Below are 16547 nucleotides of genomic sequence, written 5' to 3'. Positions count from 1 at the left end.
TCAGGCGAGGCCCGCGACCTGCCGCCGCAGCCCTTCCAGCGCGGCGCGGGGCAGCTTGCCCACCGCGTCGCGTGGCAGGGCCGGCACCAGGGTCACGACGCGCGGCAGGAAGACCGGCTCGATTTCCCGCCGCAGCGCGGCCAGGATGGCTTCGGCGGTCAGGCCCGGCGCCACGGCGAACACCGCCAGGCGCGCGGACGGGTTCCGGTCGAGATCCTCCGGCACGGCGAAAACCCCATCCTCCACGCCTGGAATGCCCAGCAGGATGCGGTTCAGGCTGGCCAGGGAAGCGCGCTTGCCGCCCAGCTTGACGATGTCGGTGCGGCGGCCGAGCAGGCGGAACTGGCTGCCTTCCTTCAGTTCCACCGCATCGGCCAGCGGCACGGGCGCGGCCATGCCTTCCACCAGCGCCTCGGTGCCGTCCGGCATGTCCTTGGCCTGCCGCAGGGACACGTTGCGGTAAAGGGTCCAGCAATCGCCTTCCAGGGTGCGGCGGCTGGCGATGGAGCCCATTTCCGTGGCGCCGTAGATTTCCAGCATCCGCGTGTTCCAGCCGGCTTCGACGGCGGCGGCCAGCGCCGGGTCGAGCGGCGCCGTGGCGGAGATCACCGCCTCGATGGGCGGCATCGCGGTGCCGGCGCCGAGCAGGGCGCGCAATTGCAGCGGCGTGCTCACCAGCACGCGCGGGCCCGGCGCCGCGTGCAGCGCCTCGGCCACCTCCACCGGATAGAAGCAGGGGCCGGCATGGCTGGTGGTGGGCACGTGCAGCGGCAGCATGATGGTGGTCTCGAAGCCGTACATGTGCTGCGGCGGCACGGTGGCGACGATGTCGGCGCCGCCCTGCAGCCCGAAGCGCTCCCCGGCGGCGACCGTGGCGGCGACCAGGGTTTCCCAGGTTTTCGGGTGTGCCGCCGGGCGGCCGGTGCTGCCGGAGGTGAAGCCGATCACCGCCACCTGATCGAGGGGGATGCGCGGGTTGGGTCCGTCCGGCCGCGGGATGGCAAGCGGCGCGACGCGAATGGCGCCGGGCGGCGGCTCCCAGGGCGCCTCGCCGCGCACGGCCTCGATCTCGGCATCCACCAGCAGGGCGAGATCGGGATAGGCGGCGGAGATCTCGGCCAGGCGCCGCTCGGACCGGTCGCTCGACAACAGCACCACCTGGCCGCGGCTGAGGGCGGCGGCGAAGGCCAGCAGGGCGTTGTAGCGGTCGGCGCACAGGTTGAGCGCATGGGTGCGGGGCGGCAGGCGGGCGGCGAGCGCCGCCACATCGGCCAGGAACCGGCCGACCGCGATGCTTTCGCCATTGCGGCGGAACAGGATGCCGTTCCCGGGGCGGCTGGTGAGCGGAAGGGAACGGCGCAGGGGATCAGTCATGGTGCTGCGGCTGGGGTCTGGACGAATGGGCCGATCGGATGGCCCGCAGGGTGCGGGCCGGCGTTGCGATGCCATGTTGCGGAAAGCGCAGGCTGCGGATGACGTGTTCCCCCAGAAACATCAACAGGGTGAAGCCCAGCGTGGCGCCCAGCACAAGCCCGGAATCGCAGCGCGGCAATGGCGGAACGCCCAGCAGCAGGGCCGCGTGCAATGGTGCCAGGAGCAGGAACAAGGCCGCCCAGATCGCCGTCAGCCGGCGCGTATAGGACGCGCATTCGGGCGGCAGATAGCCGAAATCGTGGCGGGTATAGTGGCTGATCAGGGCTTCCCGGCCGGGCCGCAGCGTGGCGCCGAAATGCCAGCACATCAGCAGATCCCCCGCCGGCATCAGCAGGGCGGCGCCCAGCCCCGGCTCCGGCGCCAGAAACCACCAAAGCAGCGCGGCCAGCATGGCCAGGGCGGCGAAGAACATCTGGCGGCGCCAGTTCTGGCCCCGCGTCGCCGCCAGGGCCAGGGCCGGCAGGGCGATCAGCAGCGCCAGTTGCGGCAGGCCAGCCAGCCGCGCCGCGACAACGGCCAGGGCCATGCCGATCCAGGGCAGGCCGTTCAGCGTTGCCGGTGCTTCTCGATATGCGCGGCGAGGTTGCGCAGGGAAGCAAAGATCTGCCCGTTCCGCTCATCATCCGAGCGCAGCTGAAATCCGTAGCGGCGGGAGATGGCCAGGGCGATCTCCAGCGCGTCGATGGAGTCGAGCCCCAGCCCCTCACCAAACAGCGGTGCATCGGGGTCGATCTCCTCGGCGCGCGTTTCGAGATGCAGCGCTTCAACAATCAAGGATGCGACCTCGGATTCGATGGCCAATGCTGAACTCACGCTGAACCTCCATGCTGCCGCGCGAACCGGTCCGAGATGTTAGAGCAATGAAATGCGGCCCATTCATGAACATCTCTCATGTTCCGGGCGGCCGTGCCAGCATGGCATCAGCCGGGCTTTTCAAGTCCGGCGACAGCGGCCGGCGCGCGCGGCGCCAGGGCCAGCCTGGTCAGCGGCATCGTCACCACGGTGCACAGGATCGCCATCGCCACCAGGGCGGAAAAGGCCGGCGGCGCGATCAGTCCGGCATCCAGCAGCACCGCCAGGATCACCACCTCCATCAGCCCCTTGGTCTGCATCAGCGTGCCCAGCGCCAGGGCATGGCGCCAGCTTTCCCCCGCCAGCCGCGCCGGGATGGCGGTGCCGGCCACCTTGCCCGTCACGGTGGCGGCGGTGACCAGGACGAGCAGGCCGAGGAAGGCCACGGAATCGGGCGTGATGGTGGCACGCAGCCCGGTGGTGGCGAAAAAGAAGGGCAGCAGCGCCGCGGCCGTCAGCGGCTCCAGCCGGGCCAGCAGCGGCGCGCGCCAGGCGGGCGGCATCGCCACGCCGGCCGCGAAGGCGCCGATGATCAGGCCGAGCCCCGCCATCTCGGCCGTGGCGGCGGCGGCCAGCAGCACCGACAGGGCCACCACCAGCAGGGTGCCGGGCGCCTCGGCAAGGGCGGCGAAGCGCCGCAACAGCGGCCACAGCCCGAGCGCCAGCGCCGCCAGCCACAACAGGGACAATCCGCCGACCCGCAGGCTGTCCGCCATGTCGCCCTGCGCGAGCGCCAGCAGCAAGGCGATGGCCAGCCACAGCGCCAGGTCGTTCACCGCCGCCAGCGCCAGGGCCGACTGGCCCAGCCGCGTCCTGATCAGCCCCATCTCGCCCAGGATGGCGGCCAGCACCGGCAGGGCGGTGACGGCGACGCAGATGCCGATGGCGGTGGCGAAGCCGCCGGTCGAGGCACGCGGCCCCACCGCTTCCGGCCACCAGATGGCGATGCCGAGGCCGGCCGCGACCCCCAGCACCATCGGCAGGGCCATGCTGCCCACGGCGGGGGCGCCCAGCCGGGGGATGCTGTCGCGCAGCGCCGCGCCATCGAGATGCATGCCGCTGCAGAACACGTAGAAACAAACGCCGAGGGTCGAAAGCCCGCCCAGATTCCCCAGAAGCGACGGGCCGAACAGCGCCGCGTGGAATTCGGGCGCCAGCCGGCCCAGCGCCGTGGGGCCGAGCAGCACGCCCGCCAGGATCTGCACCACCGCCAGCGGCGCGACGCGCCGGACCGCCGGGATGCGCCAAACCAGCCATGGCCCGAGCACCAGCAGCAGCGCCACTGCCAGCAATGCGACCTTGTCGTGCATGGCGCGGCCTCAGTCGAAGGGGGAGGCGGTGGAGGCCACGCGGGCCTGCGACTGGAAGAAGGACCAGGCGAAGCCCAGCGCCACGGACGTGTTCCATTTGTCGCGGAACAGCGGGCTGCCCTCGTTGGTGGCGCCATGGAAGCTTTCGACCCGCCCGCCGGCCACCAGCGACAGCCGCTCCGTGATCGGCATCCGGTAGGAGAATTGCATGCGGGTGCCGAGATAGCCGGACTTGCCGTCATATTCCGGACGGCCGGGGCGCACATCCTCCGGCCCCACGCGGTAGAAGTAATCCATCAGCCGGCCAGTGGCGAAGATCGGGCCCACGCCGACGCGGAAGCGGCCGCCGGGGCGGAACAGGTCCAGCCGCTCATAGGCCAGCTCGGGCGAGGCGGTCAGGCCGCGATAGCGCACGGAGGCGAGGTCGGTGGAGAACACCGCGCGCACCGGCAGTTCCAGGTTCAGCCTTTGCCGCGTTTCCGTGTCGCGCCACAGGGTCAGGCGCAGGGCGGGCCCGACCTCCCCCTGCCAGTCCAGGTCGGCCATGCCCTCGCGGGCGCGGTTGTCGTCGGAACTGGACGGAAAGGCGCCGGAAAAGGAAAGGTCCAGCCCGATCGCGTCGCTGTTGTAGAAACGGCCGCGTATGCCCTGGTCGTCCGAGCGCAGGATCTCGCCGCGATAGATCAGGTATGGAAAGGCCAGGCCCTGGAGGTGGTTCTGCTCGGCCGCCGGGTAATCCGGCAGCCAGCCGCCGCCGCCAGCCAGCCCGGCCTCGATCTTCGGCCGGCCGCCCTCGGCCAGGGAGGTGGTGCCGGTCTGGGCGGCGGCCGGGGCGACCAGCGCCAGGACCATGGAAACGACCAGCCACCTCATGCCGCGCCACCCCGCTCGGCCACCAGCAGGACGTTGGGCAGGGGCGTCGCGCCCCAGCAGGGGCGGGTGGTGACGCGGAAGCCGGCTTCCTCCAGCGGGCGCGCCAGCTCCGGCAGCGGCAGCGGGCGGATGCTGGCGCCCCACGCGCCGCGCGCCGCCCGGTTCAGCCATTCCATGGCGAGCCCGGTGCGGCTGCGCCAGCCGAGATCGGGATCAAAGGCGCGGATCACCACGCGCTGCCGCGCGGCGCGGGCGATCCGTCCGAGCAGGGTGCGCTGCGCCGCCTCCGGCATCTGGTACAGAACATCGACCATCAGGATCGCATCGGCCTCCGGGATCGGGTTGGCGGTGAGGTCGGCGGCCTCGAAGCGGGCGAGCAGGCCGGCCGCCGCGGCATTGGCTTCCGCCACCTTGGCGGAATCGAAGTCGAGTCCGGTGACGGACCTCGCGCCGCCATCCAGCAGCAGGGCCAGGGCCAGTTGCCCGCGCCCGCAGCCCAGGTCGAGCACATGGCCAAGCGGCGCCGCCCTGGCCAGCGCCAGGATGGCGGCCGTGGCAGGGTCGTTCCGCAGCTTGGAACGCACATAGCCCTGGGCGAAGCGGGAAGCGCCGGCATAACGGCGGCCCACGGCGTCCAGCAGCGCGGCGTGGCGGGAAGCATGGGCGGCCACCGGCCCGGCGCGGTCCTGGCCAGGGGCGGCCGTCATGCGGCGGGCGCGCCGGCCCTGCCATTCCGCCGCGCGGAATAAGCGCGGAAGATGGCCGCCGAGGTTTCGCACCCCACCTCCGCGAAGCCGGCGCCGCGCAGATGCGCCTGAATGGTTTCGGCCGGGACGCAGGCCTCGATGGTGTCCCAGTAATAGCGCATCAACGTGCCGGAGCGGGCGCGGGGCGCCGACAGGCGGCACAGGGCCGGCACCACATGCCCGAGATAAAGGCGCGCCAGGGCATGGGCGGCGGCGCCGTCGGGGCGGCCGATCTCCAGCAGCAGCAGTTGCCCGCCCGGACGCAGCACGCGGTGGAACTCCGCGAAGGTGGCGGCAAGGTCGGCCACATGGCGCAGCGCGTAGCCCATGCTGATGAAGTCCACCGAGGCATCCGGCAGCGGGATGGCCTCGGCACGGCCTTGCAGCAGGGCGGCGGGCGTGCCCGCCAGGGCGCGGCGCGCCTCGGCCAGCATGCCGGAAGACGGGTCGAGGCCCCAGACGCGGCCCTCGGGCCCGGTCAGCCGCGCGGCTTCGCGCGCGACGAGGCCGGTGCCGGTGGCCACGTCCAGCACCGTCATGCCCGGCCGCAACCCGGCGCGCCGCAGCGCGTGCCGGCGGTACCAGGCGCCGGTGCCCAGGGAAAAGACGCGGTTGATGCGGTCATATTGCGCCGCGGTGTCGTCGAAAAGCTGTCGAACAAAGGCCGCCCGCCGCGCCGGCTCCGGATAATAGGCGGGAAGCACCGGATGCGGCACGGCATGAGGTGTTGGATTGGCCATCAATGATTCCTCTTGGCGCTTCCCCGGGCGCAATCCTGCGGCACGATCCGGCCGTGTCGGCGGCTGGTTCCCGCACAGCGATAAACCGGGCGCGGCGGAGTGACCAGAGGGATGACGGACGGGATGACGGAAGGGATGACAGAAGGGTGACCGGAGGGAGTGTTCAGGCGGGGCGCCGCCGGCGGAATGGCGGCCACCCTGCCTATGTGGCTGATCCGGCGGTATGTTGCCGAGGTTTCCATGGTTTCGGCGGGCGCTTGTCTGCTCTAGGGTCTGGGCAGCGGCGGGGAGGAGAAGGAACTGCTTCAGCATCCGGCCATGGCCGTGCCTGATCACCGGAGCTGGCTGCGCTGGCTGTTCGATGCCGCCCGATTCTATCCCCTGCTGTTGTTGTTCGCGGTGATCTGCCTGGCCTGGAGCCTGCCCGCCGGGCTGCTGTTCCGCCTGTTGCCGGCACGCATCGGCCAGCCGCTGGGGCGCTGGGGCATCTCGCGCGGCTTCCGGCTGTATCTTGGCGTGCTGCGCGCCTTTGGGATGCTGCGCTGCGACCTTTCGGCGCTGGACGCGCTCCGCCAGGAACGGGGCCTTGTTATCGCGCCGAACCACCCCTCGATGATGGATGCGGTGCTGATCGCCTCCCGCCTGCCACGCGTGGCCTGCATCACCAAGGCCTCGGTCTGGAACAACCCGCTGCTGGGCGGCGGGGTGCGGCTGGCCGGCTATGTGCGCAACGACGCCACGCTGCCGATGATCCGGAATGCTGCCGCCATGATGCGGCGGGGCGGGCAGCTGATGATCTTTCCCGAAGGCACGCGCAGCCCGCCCGACGCGCCGCTGGGGCCGGTCACCCGTTCCTTCGCGCTGATGGCCGAGGCGGCTGGGGCGCCTGTGCAGACGGTGCTGATCGAGCGTGGCAATCCGTTCCTGTGCAAGGGCTGGCCGGCCTGGCGCATGCCGCCCTTGCCACTGATCTACCGGGTGCGGCTCGGACGGCGCTTTCAGCCGGAAGGCTCCGCCGCGGATCTCAGCCGCCGGGTCGAGCATGCCCTGCGCGAGGCGCTGGCGCCGGAGGCGGAGGCGGAGCAGGGCGCCGCGGGATGCCCGCGCCGCAACGTTGCCTGAAGCCCGGCCATGACCATTGCCTCCCGCACCCATCTGGTGCTGATCCCTTCCTTCAACACCGGCCCGATCCTGGCCGACACGGTGCGCGCGGCGCGGGCCGCCTGGAACCCCGTCTGGGTGGTGGTGGATGGCAGCACGGACGGGTTCGACCGCGCGCTGGAAGCCATGGCGGCGGCCGATCCCGGATTGCGGCTGCTGCGGCTGCCGCGCAATGGTGGCAAGGGCGCCGCCCTGCTGCACGGGATGGAGGCGGCGCTGGCGGCGGGTTTCACGCACGCCCTGGCCATGGATGCCGACGGGCAGCATCCGGCCAATGAAATTCCCGCCATGATGGCAGCCTCCGCCGCCGCCCCACGGGCGCTGGTGCTGGGCGTGCCGGTGTTCGGGCCGGAAGCGCCGGCGATCCGCGTCCGCGGGCGGCGCGTCTCCAATTTCTGGGCCAATCTGGAAACGCTGTGGGCCGGCATCGGGGATTCGCTGTTCGGCTTCCGGGTTTATCCCCTGGCGCCGCTGGTGGCGGAGATGCGGCGCACACGATGGATGCGGCGCTACGATTTCGATGCGGAAGCGGCGGTGCGGTTGAGCTGGCGCGGCCTGCCAATGATCAACCGCCCCGTCCCGGTCCGGTACCTGGCGCGGGAGGAGGGGGGCGTGACCCATTTCCGCTATGGGCGGGACAACCTGCTGCTCACGGGGATGCATCTGCGGTTGTTGTCGGGCTTTCTGCTGCGGTTGCCGCTTCTGGCCATGCGGCGCCTGGCTCGCTCAAGGCCTGCGGCAATGACCGACAGCTGATGCCGGCGGCGCGCAGCCGCGCCAGCAGAACGGGAAGCACGTCCAGCACAACCGGGCGTCCATCCGCGCCGGGCCGGCTGTTGCCGTCATGCAGCAGCAGGATCTCGCCCGCGCGGGGAGGGCTCAGGCGGCGCAGGATGCGTCCCGCATCCCCGATGGCGCCATCCGCCCCGCGCCGCGACCAATTGGCCAGAAGCAGCCCGGCCCCGGCCAGCACCGGGTCGAGAAACGGGCTCCTCAGCCCGGCGGGCGGGCGGAAGAAGCGCGGTGCTCCGCCCGCATCGGTGATCGCCGCCTGGGCGGACATGACCTGCCGCCGCATGCCGGCCGGGCCGAGGGCGGCGAAATGCAGCGGATGGGTATGGGTGTGGTTTTCCACGCTGTGGCCCTGCCGCAGGATCTGCCGCACCAGGGCCGGATGCCGGGCGGCGCGGTTGCCGATCAGGAAAAAGGAGGCCCGCGCGCCGGCGGCGTCCAGCAGGTCCAGCACCCGCGGGGTCACCTCCGGGTCGGGGCCGTCATCGAAGGTGAGGGCGACCCGTGGTGGGCCAGGCGGCAGGCGCACCAAGTTGGGCCCGAGCAGGGAGGAGCGCGGCACCATGCCCGCCACCGTCAGAACCGCGTGGTTGGCGGCGAGCCCCCCGAGCCACCAGGGCCAGAGCTGCGGCGCCAGCGCCAGCCCGCAACCCGCCCCGCCATGCAGCCAGAAGGAAGCCCGGATCAAGGGGGAAGGGCGCCAGGGGCGAGGGGCTCCGCCGCGGCTCAACCGCGCCGGCCGCCGCCGATCATCTTGGCCAGCAGCATCAGCCCGAGCCCGGCCAGGATGATGCCGGCCGTCCAGGGTTGGTCGCGCAGGGCTTCCAACGCCATCTGCGGAATCCAGAGCAGCGTGTCCCAGCCCAGCAACCAGGCGGCGAGCCCGATCGCGACCAGCAGGCTGCCGAGGGACCAGAGCCTTGCGGCCATGCGGTGGAAACCTCCGGGTGTTGCGTGAGGGGGGAAACTGGCGCGGCGGGAACCGGAATGCCAGGGGAAGATGAGCCAGGGGGAGAGAGACCAGCCGGGAGAGGGGGAAGGAGATGGAGGGGAAAGATGGTAAAGGCGAGGCCGCAAGGAGGCTGCGATGCGACAGGCGGTTCACCGCGTGCAGGTCAGGACCCGCGGCCGGGGGTTGGTCGATGTTACCGGAAGGTTGCGCAACTGGCTCACGGAGCAGGGGATCGCCGACGGGCTGCTGACACTGTGGTGCCGCCACACCTCCGCCTCCCTCATTGTCGGGGAGAACGCCTCGCCGGAGGTGCTGCAGGATCTGGAGGATTTCATGTCGCGGCTGGCGCCCGATGGCGATCGTCAGCGATATCGCCATGCCGATGAAGGGCCGGACGACATGCCGGCGCATCTGCGGGCCGCTGTGACGCTGACGCAGCTTTCCATCCCCGTTCAGGCCGGGGAGATGGTGCTGGGCACCTGGCAGGGCGTGTTCCTGTGGGAACACCGCCACGCGCCGCATCAGCGGGAACTGGTTCTGCACCTTCTCGGGGAATGAAGCATAGGTGATTGAAACTTATGATCGCGTTCGCGTGAATAGTGGAACATAAGAAGAACATTGTTCTCGCCTTCCCCGCATGGCACATGCTCAGGGGAAGGGGAAAGACCGATGGAGAACCTCGCGCGCTGGATCCTGGCCCAGGCCTTCGGGCTGCTGGGGACGCTCGCGGTCGTGTTCCGCGACAATTACCGCATGCCGCTGCCGGTGGATTCCCTGGGCGAATGGATGGTGCATTTCGCGCCGCAAACCTCGGCGCTGGGCCTGACCCTGGCCCTGTGGCCCGTCTCCGACCTGCTGTTCCGGGCCTGTGACCGGGAGCGGCACTGGCAGTGCCTGGGCGATTCGAACCGCTGGCTGGGGGCGATGCTGCTGATGTTCCTTTGCGCCCATGCGGCGGTGCTGGGCCTGGCCGCCATGTCGGAGCCGGCGACCCTGGCCGGGGCGCTGCAGCCCAACGTGTTCCATGCCTATGGCGCCGCCCTCGCGGCCACCGCGCTGCTGTCCCTTGCCTATGTCGCGAGGCTGGAATTCGTGATCTGGAGGGGCCATAATCCAGGGATGGGGAACGGAGCATCGCCCTGATCATGGGATCGCAGGACATCCTTGCCGCCCTGCTCTGGGGGGCCAGCCTGCTTGGCATCGGCCTCGGCGGGTATGGGGTGGTCCGTTATGGCTATGGGCTGGTCCGGTTGCGCCGCAACGGTCACCGCCCCGTTCGCTGAGGCTGCCCGGCACCGGATTTCCTTCGGCCCTCGTTCCGCGCCTTTATTTCCGTCATGCGCGCCGGCACGCCGGGAAAGGCGATGGCCTTCCCGGCGCCGGGGCGCGCTTGCGTCAGGTGACCGCGCCGAGTTCCGGCAAGGCGGGGCTGCCCCATTCGGCGGTGATCTTCTCCACCGCCCGCCCGGCGCGCAGCAGCAACGCTTCCTCGAAGGGGCGCCCGACCAGCTGCGCCGACAAGGGGAGGCCCGATGCGGAGAAGCCCGCCGGCATCGACAGGGCCGGATTGCCCGTGACGTTGAAGGGCAGGGTCTGGATGTGCATGGGGCCTGCCCGGTCATGCGGGAACTCTGCGAAGGCGGGGGCGGGGCCAAGGGTGCAGGCCGTCAGCAGCAGGTCGCAGCGGCGCAGCGCCACCTGGTTCACCGCCACCGAGAGTTCGCGCCGCAGCCTTTGCGCCTGGATGTAGTCGGCGGCGCTCAGCGTGGCCCCCGCGGCGACCCGCATCAGGAACAACGCGCCATAATCCTGCGGTCTTTCGCGGATGTCCTTCTCATGGATGGTGAAGGCCTCGGACAGCATGATGACGCGGCCGCAGGCGTTGAACAGATCGTAATCCGGCAGCGTGATCTCCTCGACCACGGCGCCGGCCCTGGCGAGCGCCTCCGCGAGGCGGTCCAGCGCCGCGGCGGTTTCCGGCGCCAGCCCCTCGGCGTCGCGCCACAGGTTCCGCGGCAGGCCGATGCGCAGGCCGGCCACGCCATCCTCCAGCCCGCTGCACAGATCCGGCGCGGGGCGGTCGGCGCTGGCGGGGTCCCGCGGGTCATGGCCGGCGATGACCTGCGTGGTGATCGCGGCGTCTTCCACCGTGGCGGAAAGCGGGCCGCAATGGTCCAGCGTGTAGGACAGCGGGAACACGCCGCGCCGGCTGACCAGCCCGTAGGTCGGCTTCAATCCGACCGTTCCGCAATAAGCGGCCGGACCCCGGATGGAGCCGCCGGTATCCGAGCCCATCGCGGTGCGCACCAGCCTGGCCGCCACCGCCGCGCCGGAGCCAGAGGAGGAGCCACCGGTGACATGATCGGTGTTCCACGGGTTGCGGGCGGGCGGAAAGGGCAGATCGAAGCTCGGGCCGCCGATGGCGAATTCATGCGTCGCCAGCTTGCCCAGCAGGACGCCGCCCGCGGCGGCCAGCTTCGCCGCGACGACGCTGTCCTGCGCCGGAACGTGGTCCAGCAGCAATTTGGAATGGCAGGTCGTGCGGATGCCGGCCGTGTTGTAGATGTCCTTCAGCGCATAGGGCACGCCCTGCATCGGGCCATGGTCGCGGCCCGCCGCCAGCTCGCGGTCGGCGCGCTCCGCATCGGACAGGGCGCGATCGGCCGTGACCTCGATAAAGCTGTGCAGCGCGCCGTCCAACGCATTGATGCGGTCCAGCAGCGCCTGCGTCAGCCGCACCGAGGTGAGGGAGCCGTCGCGCAGCCGGCGGCCGGCTTCGGCGATGGAAAGATCGTGCAGCGCCACCCCGCTCATGCCGCGCCATCCCGGGTGATGGTGTCCAGCGAATAGGTGGCGGCTGGTTCGGCCGCGGCGTCGCGCGGCCCGCGCAGCAGGGCCAGCATCGCCTGCAATTCGGTGAAGCCCGTAAGCGTGCCGGGCAGGTGCTGCGGCGGAAGCGTTACGCCGGCGCGCCGCAATGCGTCCTGCAGCGCGCGCATGGGGTCGTCCTGTGATGGGGCCATGATGCGGGTCCTTCAATCATCAGCTTGGCAACGCTAAGGCGGGCGCGCCGGATTGTCGCGCGCAAAGAACGACCCCTAGCGATATGCGCAGCCTGCGCGGCGCCTGATCCGCGTCGCGCGGCGGCCCGGCTCCCCATCCCGCAGCGCCGGTTTCCAGACGGAAATGATGAAATCGGGCAATAACGGGAAAGTCGCCGATCCGGCAGGATCGCGGAGGGTGAAAACGGCGTCCGCCGGGACACCACTGCGGTTCCGGCCCTTCGTGGCGGGATCAGGCCGTGCAAGCACCGCCGCCATGCCGGAACCCGCGCGCATGAGCCCAGGCGCATCGCCCCGCAGCGCAAGCCGTTCGGCCGGCCTGCGCGAGAGGCTCCGCCCGTCAGAAGGGTGTCCGCCCGGCGGGCTTGGGGCAGGCATCTCCGCGATGCCCGGATCATCCAGGGCCATAGCCCTGCATCCGTATTTCAGGGTGCCGCCCCCGAAATTGGGACGGTGGGAGCGTTATCCGCTTCGAATTGCGATCACATCCCCGCGCTTATCGCGTTTTCAAACAATCCAGTCATCCACTGAGACTTTGGGGATGTTATGGCATTTGCCGATGCACGGAAAAGACGATGAACCTTTGTTCACGGCAACTCATCGATGGAAGAAGTGCCATGATCGTGAAGCCGGCCACCGAACGCATGGAATGGCTGATCGACGCCGGATGGAACATCGGGCAAAGGCACTACGCCCGCCACGCCGGGGTGCAGGGGGCCTTCATGGCCATCTCGCCTGACGGACGGTGGTGTGCCGTCGGCGATGATCTGGCAGGACTGGTGGAGCGCGCCTGGGCTCACCAATACCCGGAACCCTCAATGACGACGCCGGCATTTCCCTGGCTGACCTGGCTGTCGCCACGGAAGGCATGATGGCAGGCCGGGCGTTTTGCCCAGCCTGTTCGGATCAAACGGCCGCTGCCTCGAGCCCGGAAAGGGCGGGGGTCGCGATCACCGGGAATGGCGCGAAGGCGGCGGCGGCCAGCTCGAACAGGTGATGGTGCAACCTGTTGCGCGCCTGTTCGGCACCCCGCGTCAGCACGCCGCGTCCACCTTCCGCCGTCAGTTCCAGCCGGTGGCCGCTCAGGATGGTGCGGATCAAGCGCCCGGCCTCGCCGCCTTGCAGCGATTCCGAAAGCGCCGGCAGCGGGATGGCCTTGGGCAGCAGGCAGCGGATCACAAGGCCCTGTCGGACAAGGGAAGGCACATCCCCCGTGGCTTCGAGGGGTGCCTCGATCTCGACCGTGACGCCGTGCAGCGCACCGATCTTGAGATAAGCGCCGCTGGTCATGCGGCGGACATCATCCAGCTCGGACACGCTGTCGAGCATGGACTGGTCGATACCGCCCAGGGCATCCGAGAAATTCGCTACCGGTCGCGCCATTTTGGCTCCGCCTCCACACTCACGTTTTCGTGATGCCTTCTCGTATACAGGAATGGTGGCGGCCCGCAACAAAGATTCTCGGCTGCTCCGCATCCATGTGAAGCAAGGCAGCCATGCGGCCGGCGCTACCCTGGTGGACCCAACCAGAAGCGTGTCCGTGCAACGGGGAATGGCTGTTCAATGTAACGAATTCCGCTGGGCAGCGAGCATCCAGGAAAACAGGACCCTTGGCGGACGCCCAGGGCGCCGCCTCGTGGCAAGGAATTCGGCGTGGGAGAGATGCCGCCGGCCAGGCAGGGCAGGAAATTACTGCAAGCACAGGAGGAAATTTTTCTGTAGAATGGAACCATGCAAAGCCGTTCCAACAATTCGTACCAGAATGACCATTTCAACAATCGACTGAGTTCAGCCGCCCGGGCGAAAGAAGCCGCCCTGGCGAAGTTCCGTGCCCTGCCGGGCCCGAATGACCCGGCCGTCCTCGCCCGGCAGGAAGCCCAGATGGCCGTGGCCGCCGCCCGCGAGGCGCGCGCCGCCGAGCGCAAGGCGGCCCGTCAGCGTGAAGCGGAGGAGCTCGCGGCCGCTCAGCGGGCCCAGGCCGCCGAACAGGCCCGGCTGGAAGCCGAGGCCGCCGCCGCCGCCATCGAGCGTGCCGCCCAGGAAGCGGCCGAGGCTGCCCGCGCCGAAGCCATGAAGCTCGACGCCGAAGCCCGCGCCGCGCTGCTGGACAGCGAAGCGAAGGCCCGGGCCTTGGCCCTGGCGGCGGAACAGAAGGCGTTGCGGGATGCCCGCTACGCCGCCCGCAAGGCGCGCCGGTAAGCCAGCCCGGCCTTGCCGAATGGCCCCGGGGGAGGTGCGGTGACGCCGTGCCCCGGGGATCAGCCGAGGCGGAGATCAGTCGACGCGCAGGATCTCCACCATGGGGGGCGATAACAGGATCTCGCTGAAGGCGCGCATCCAGTCCCCCGTGTCGTCCTTGTCACCATTCCGGTGGCGGAGGCCTTCAAGCTGATCAAGGCTGGTCAGCTCGACCTCGAATTGCAGCGCGGCCCCACCCTGGCCCCGCGTCAGCGGCACCAGCAGGCGGGCCTTCAGGCCCTCCCGCCCGGCCGCCTCCGCTTCCCGCCGGATGAAGTCGATCGCCTTCTGTCGGTTGGCCGGCGACACGTCATAAGAAAACCGGGCGAGATACATCGTGCTCTCCTGCTTCGCGGCGACGGCCGGTTGGGGATGGGCCTCGCGGCTGCGGAACAGGGCGCCCGGCGCTCCATCCGGCAGCCCGTTCCGCGATCCGCCTCAGGGATTGAAGCGGGTCCATCCCGGCACCTGTGCCGTCAGGTTGACCTCGCGCCATTTCGGATGGCGGGGTGGCTGCAGCAATGCGGGGAATTTCTGGTTGAACCGCTCCAGGAAGCGCACAAGCTTGCCATGGCGTTCCGTCCCGGCCTTCCAGGCATAAACGGCGAGCACCGCGCCCACCGCCATGGTCTGCACCGAGCTGTTCTCGGCAATCAGGGCGGGATAGTCGGCATGCTCGATCGGCGCCGGAAGATAGGTTTCCAGCAATTGCGGAGCCAGGGGCAGGGACAGCAGATGCAGCCCTTCCTCCGCCCGCACCCCCGAGAACAGGCGGGCCGGCTTGCCGGCCACATAAACCAGCGCGGCGATCTCGCCCCGCCGCAGGCGTTCCAGCGCCAGGTCCTGCGGGGCGTGCACGGCCCTGATGTCGATCCCTAGGCTGCCGAAGATGAGGGAGGCCGTCATCGCGGTGCCGCTGCCGCGCAGGTCCACATTCACGGCCTGGCCCGCCAGATCCTCGACCCGCTCGATGTCGCGCCGGGCGAGGACATGGACTTCCTCGTCGTAAAGCTTGGCGACGTATTGCACGAGCTGCGTCATGCCCGGGAAAAGGCGGTCCCGTGTCGCCGCCGCCAGAACATCGGACTGAACAATGGCGAGGTCGATGCCCCGGAGATAAAGCAGGTCGGAGATGTTCTGCAGGGAGCCTTTGCCGATCACCGGCAGGACCCGGAGATATTCGCCTTCGTCGAGCACGGCGGCGAGGTCGGCGGCGATGCGGATATAGGTGCCATCGACGCCGCCGGTGATCATGCCGACCGTGCCCGCATTCACCTCCCGCGTGGTGTCCGCCAGGCCGCGCCGCGCCCCGGTTCCCTGCGCCCAGGCGGTGGGAGCCGCCAGCAGGGCCAGGGCGCCGGATGCCAAGGCGCCGGATGCCAGGGCGGCGCGCCGTCCGAAGGGATGTTGCGTCATGTGCCAGCCTTCCTTCCTTCGATGCGGCAACGTTCAGCGCTGCTCCAGGCGTGACAGGGCGGGGGCGACCTGCCCCTCTCCCAGCGACATGGCCCGCCGGTACCAGCGCGCGGCCAGGGCCTGATCCGGGCGGATGCCCTGGGCACCGATCTCGTCGAGGAAGGCGGGATCATAGGTCCGTCCCAGCGCGGCGGCCGCGCGGCCGCTCCCGGCCTCGGCCGCATAGGCGTAAAGGCGGCGGGCGGCCGAAATGTCGCGCAGCGCCAGCATCTCGTCGGCGCGCCGGATCACAGCCTCCAGCTGTTCCGGTAGGCGCGCCGGAACGGAACGGGACGGGCCGGGGCGGGGCGCCGGCGTTGCCGCGACCGGCTCCGGAGGCGCCTGCTCCGGCGTGGGCGGCGGTGCCGGGCTGGCTTCCAGGGCGGGTGGCGCCGCTGGTCGGGCCGGGGCGGGCAGAGCTGCCGGCCCTCCCGCCCGTGTGGCGCCTGATACGGTGGCCACGCTGGCGGGCGGCGGCGGGGGTGGCGGCGCTTCCGCGGCCGGCGGTTCGGCCGCGGCGAGAGCTTCCGCGCGGCGGGCCCAGATCAGCGCCAGCAAAGGATCGGGCGGGATGTTGCTGGCCCCGATGCCGCGCAGGAATTCCGGGTCATAGGTGCGGCTGAGGGCGGCGGCGCCCCGGCTGCTGCCCGAGAGTGCGGCCTGCTGGTAGAGCTGGCGGGCGGCGGCGATATCCCCAAGGGCGAGCTTTTCCTCGGCCCGTTGCAGCAGAGCCGTTTTTTCTTCCTGCGAAAGCGCCGGCGGGGTGGCGGCCGCCGCCGCCGTGCGGGCGGGCGCGGCGATGGGGGGCGGTGCGGGATCGGCCAGCGGCGAAGCCGTGGCCCCGGCACGGGCAGGCGGCTCACCCGCTGGTTCCGCGATGGTCGAGGGTGCCGCCGGGAGAGGCGTTTCCTCCGCCACGATGACCGGAGCGG

The 16547-nt window shown here is 70.5% G+C and carries 21 protein-coding genes and 1 pseudogene; 7 read left to right on the top strand and 15 right to left on the bottom strand.

What is annotated here, in order from left to right:
* The 7 genes from F0Q34_RS10435 to F0Q34_RS10405 form a co-directional block, all read right to left on the bottom strand.
* Complete coding sequence (locus tag F0Q34_RS10435; RefSeq protein WP_161600832.1) at positions 1-1374, bottom strand: AMP-binding protein; 1374 nt, start codon at positions 1372-1374, stop codon at positions 1-3.
* The gene (locus F0Q34_RS10430) at positions 1367-1960 is read right to left on the bottom strand and encodes a COG4648 family protein (RefSeq protein WP_149812166.1); all 594 of its coding nucleotides are present in this window, start codon (positions 1958-1960) and stop codon (positions 1367-1369) included. The genes F0Q34_RS10435 and F0Q34_RS10430 overlap by 8 nt, the downstream gene beginning before the upstream one ends.
* A gap of 20 nt (positions 1961-1980) precedes the next feature.
* Positions 1981-2247, bottom strand: coding sequence for a phosphopantetheine-binding protein (locus tag F0Q34_RS10425; RefSeq protein ID WP_149812165.1), 267 nt, complete (start codon positions 2245-2247; stop codon positions 1981-1983).
* Positions 2248-2354: 107 nt separating this feature from the next.
* Positions 2355-3596, bottom strand: a complete 1242-nt coding sequence (locus F0Q34_RS10420) for a cation:proton antiporter (RefSeq protein WP_149812164.1) — start codon at positions 3594-3596, stop codon at positions 2355-2357.
* Positions 3597-3605: 9 nt separating this feature from the next.
* Positions 3606-4469: a MipA/OmpV family protein gene (locus tag F0Q34_RS10415; RefSeq protein ID WP_161600831.1), complete on the bottom strand. Its 864-nt coding sequence runs from the start codon at positions 4467-4469 to the stop codon at positions 3606-3608.
* Positions 4466-5176: a class I SAM-dependent methyltransferase gene (locus F0Q34_RS10410; protein WP_149812162.1), complete on the bottom strand. Its 711-nt coding sequence runs from the start codon at positions 5174-5176 to the stop codon at positions 4466-4468. The genes F0Q34_RS10415 and F0Q34_RS10410 overlap by 4 nt, the downstream gene beginning before the upstream one ends.
* The gene (locus F0Q34_RS10405) at positions 5173-5955 is read right to left on the bottom strand and encodes a class I SAM-dependent methyltransferase (protein WP_149812161.1); all 783 of its coding nucleotides are present in this window, start codon (positions 5953-5955) and stop codon (positions 5173-5175) included. Before F0Q34_RS10405 ends, F0Q34_RS10410 begins: the two co-directional genes overlap by 4 nt.
* A gap of 318 nt (positions 5956-6273) precedes the next feature.
* Between F0Q34_RS10405 and F0Q34_RS10400 the strand changes: the two genes are divergently transcribed.
* Complete coding sequence (locus F0Q34_RS10400; protein WP_149812160.1) at positions 6274-7077, top strand: lysophospholipid acyltransferase family protein; 804 nt, start codon at positions 6274-6276, stop codon at positions 7075-7077.
* Positions 7078-7086: 9 nt separating this feature from the next.
* Positions 7087-7872 (top strand): glycosyltransferase family 2 protein, encoded by a 786-nt coding sequence (locus F0Q34_RS10395; protein ID WP_149812159.1) that lies wholly within the window; start codon positions 7087-7089, stop codon positions 7870-7872.
* On the opposite strand, the gene F0Q34_RS10390 is transcribed toward F0Q34_RS10395, so the two are convergent.
* Positions 7766-8596 (bottom strand): polysaccharide deacetylase family protein, encoded by an 831-nt coding sequence (locus tag F0Q34_RS10390; protein WP_206667993.1) that lies wholly within the window; start codon positions 8594-8596, stop codon positions 7766-7768. The two genes, F0Q34_RS10395 and F0Q34_RS10390, sit on opposite strands and share 107 nt — an antisense overlap.
* A gap of 38 nt (positions 8597-8634) precedes the next feature.
* Positions 8635-8838 carry a hypothetical protein gene (locus tag F0Q34_RS10385; RefSeq protein ID WP_149812157.1) on the bottom strand — a complete coding sequence of 68 codons (204 nt, stop codon included), beginning with the start codon at positions 8836-8838 and terminating at the stop codon, positions 8635-8637.
* A gap of 157 nt (positions 8839-8995) precedes the next feature.
* Here F0Q34_RS10385 and F0Q34_RS10380 point away from each other — a divergent pair, with 157 nt between their 5' ends.
* The 3 genes from F0Q34_RS10380 to F0Q34_RS21780 all read left to right on the top strand — a co-directional run bounded on the left by F0Q34_RS10380 (position 8996) and on the right by F0Q34_RS21780 (position 10143).
* Entirely contained in the window at positions 8996-9418 is a 423-nt protein-coding gene (locus F0Q34_RS10380) for a secondary thiamine-phosphate synthase enzyme YjbQ (protein WP_149812156.1), read from the top strand.
* A gap of 111 nt (positions 9419-9529) precedes the next feature.
* Entirely contained in the window at positions 9530-10003 is a 474-nt protein-coding gene (locus F0Q34_RS10375; RefSeq protein ID WP_149812155.1) for a hypothetical protein, read from the top strand.
* A 2-nt stretch (positions 10004-10005) separates the two neighbouring features.
* Positions 10006-10143, top strand: coding sequence for a hypothetical protein (locus F0Q34_RS21780; protein WP_161600830.1), 138 nt, complete (start codon positions 10006-10008; stop codon positions 10141-10143).
* Positions 10144-10255: 112 nt separating this feature from the next.
* Here the strand turns inward: F0Q34_RS21780 and F0Q34_RS10370 are convergent, their stop codons facing one another.
* Both F0Q34_RS10370 and F0Q34_RS10365 read right to left on the bottom strand, forming a co-directional pair.
* A complete protein-coding gene (locus tag F0Q34_RS10370) occupies positions 10256-11674 on the bottom strand; it encodes an amidase (RefSeq protein ID WP_149812154.1) in 1419 nt (472 codons plus the stop codon).
* Entirely contained in the window at positions 11671-11883 is a 213-nt protein-coding gene (locus F0Q34_RS10365) for a hypothetical protein (RefSeq protein ID WP_149812153.1), read from the bottom strand. The genes F0Q34_RS10370 and F0Q34_RS10365 overlap by 4 nt, the downstream gene beginning before the upstream one ends.
* Before the next feature lie 656 nt (positions 11884-12539).
* Here F0Q34_RS10365 and F0Q34_RS10360 point away from each other — a divergent pair.
* Complete coding sequence (locus F0Q34_RS10360; protein ID WP_149812152.1) at positions 12540-12794, top strand: hypothetical protein; 255 nt, start codon at positions 12540-12542, stop codon at positions 12792-12794.
* A gap of 34 nt (positions 12795-12828) precedes the next feature.
* Here the strand turns inward: F0Q34_RS10360 and F0Q34_RS10355 are convergent, their stop codons facing one another.
* Positions 12829-13305, bottom strand: a complete 477-nt coding sequence (locus F0Q34_RS10355) for a hypothetical protein (RefSeq protein ID WP_149812151.1) — start codon at positions 13303-13305, stop codon at positions 12829-12831.
* Between the two features lie 348 nt (positions 13306-13653).
* Here F0Q34_RS10355 and F0Q34_RS10350 point away from each other — a divergent pair, with 348 nt between their 5' ends.
* Complete coding sequence (locus F0Q34_RS10350) at positions 13654-14121, top strand: DUF6481 family protein (RefSeq protein ID WP_149812150.1); 468 nt, start codon at positions 13654-13656, stop codon at positions 14119-14121.
* 75 nt (positions 14122-14196) lie between these two features.
* Here F0Q34_RS10350 and F0Q34_RS10345 read toward each other — a convergent pair whose 3' ends face one another.
* From F0Q34_RS10345 to F0Q34_RS21775, 3 genes and pseudogenes are all read right to left on the bottom strand, one after another.
* A complete protein-coding gene (locus F0Q34_RS10345; RefSeq protein ID WP_149812149.1) occupies positions 14197-14496 on the bottom strand; it encodes a hypothetical protein in 300 nt (99 codons plus the stop codon).
* A gap of 102 nt (positions 14497-14598) precedes the next feature.
* Positions 14599-15576, bottom strand: coding sequence for a TAXI family TRAP transporter solute-binding subunit (locus F0Q34_RS10340; RefSeq protein WP_149812148.1), 978 nt, complete (start codon positions 15574-15576; stop codon positions 14599-14601).
* A gap of 33 nt (positions 15577-15609) precedes the next feature.
* Positions 15610-16547: pseudogene (locus F0Q34_RS21775) on the bottom strand (hypothetical protein); the annotation flags it as partial.

This window comes from Teichococcus oryzae (genome assembly GCF_008386565.1).
Classification (GTDB): domain Bacteria; phylum Pseudomonadota; class Alphaproteobacteria; order Acetobacterales; family Acetobacteraceae; genus Pseudoroseomonas; species Pseudoroseomonas oryzae.
The sequence above is the reverse complement of the archived record's forward strand: the minus strand, read 5'-3'. Positions and strand labels throughout refer to the sequence as shown.

Coding starts and splice junctions, on each gene's coding strand:
- F0Q34_RS10340 (WP_149812148.1), bottom strand. CDS start 15,576: ATGACGCAACATCCCTTCGGACGGCGCGCCGCCCTGGCATCCGGCGCC.
- F0Q34_RS10410 (WP_149812162.1), bottom strand. CDS start 5,176: ATGACGGCCGCCCCTGGCCAGGACCGCGCCGGGCCGGTGGCCGCCCAT.
- F0Q34_RS10345 (WP_149812149.1), bottom strand. CDS start 14,496: ATGTATCTCGCCCGGTTTTCTTATGACGTGTCGCCGGCCAACCGACAG.
- F0Q34_RS10400 (WP_149812160.1), top strand. CDS start 6,274: ATGGCCGTGCCTGATCACCGGAGCTGGCTGCGCTGGCTGTTCGATGCC.
- F0Q34_RS10365 (WP_149812153.1), bottom strand. CDS start 11,883: ATGGCCCCATCACAGGACGACCCCATGCGCGCGCTGCAGGACGCATTG.
- F0Q34_RS10385 (WP_149812157.1), bottom strand. CDS start 8,838: ATGGCCGCAAGGCTCTGGTCCCTCGGCAGCCTGCTGGTCGCGATCGGG.
- F0Q34_RS10430 (WP_149812166.1), bottom strand. CDS start 1,960: ATGGCCCTGGCCGTTGTCGCGGCGCGGCTGGCTGGCCTGCCGCAACTG.
- F0Q34_RS10375 (WP_149812155.1), top strand. CDS start 9,530: ATGGAGAACCTCGCGCGCTGGATCCTGGCCCAGGCCTTCGGGCTGCTG.
- F0Q34_RS10370 (WP_149812154.1), bottom strand. CDS start 11,674: ATGAGCGGGGTGGCGCTGCACGATCTTTCCATCGCCGAAGCCGGCCGC.
- F0Q34_RS10395 (WP_149812159.1), top strand. CDS start 7,087: ATGACCATTGCCTCCCGCACCCATCTGGTGCTGATCCCTTCCTTCAAC.
- F0Q34_RS10380 (WP_149812156.1), top strand. CDS start 8,996: ATGCGACAGGCGGTTCACCGCGTGCAGGTCAGGACCCGCGGCCGGGGG.
- F0Q34_RS10415 (WP_161600831.1), bottom strand. CDS start 4,469: ATGAGGTGGCTGGTCGTTTCCATGGTCCTGGCGCTGGTCGCCCCGGCC.
- F0Q34_RS10360 (WP_149812152.1), top strand. CDS start 12,540: ATGATCGTGAAGCCGGCCACCGAACGCATGGAATGGCTGATCGACGCC.
- F0Q34_RS21780 (WP_161600830.1), top strand. CDS start 10,006: ATGGGATCGCAGGACATCCTTGCCGCCCTGCTCTGGGGGGCCAGCCTG.
- F0Q34_RS10435 (WP_161600832.1), bottom strand. CDS start 1,374: ATGACTGATCCCCTGCGCCGTTCCCTTCCGCTCACCAGCCGCCCCGGG.
- F0Q34_RS10355 (WP_149812151.1), bottom strand. CDS start 13,305: ATGGCGCGACCGGTAGCGAATTTCTCGGATGCCCTGGGCGGTATCGAC.
- F0Q34_RS10405 (WP_149812161.1), bottom strand. CDS start 5,955: ATGGCCAATCCAACACCTCATGCCGTGCCGCATCCGGTGCTTCCCGCC.
- F0Q34_RS10350 (WP_149812150.1), top strand. CDS start 13,654: ATGCAAAGCCGTTCCAACAATTCGTACCAGAATGACCATTTCAACAAT.
- F0Q34_RS10420 (WP_149812164.1), bottom strand. CDS start 3,596: ATGCACGACAAGGTCGCATTGCTGGCAGTGGCGCTGCTGCTGGTGCTC.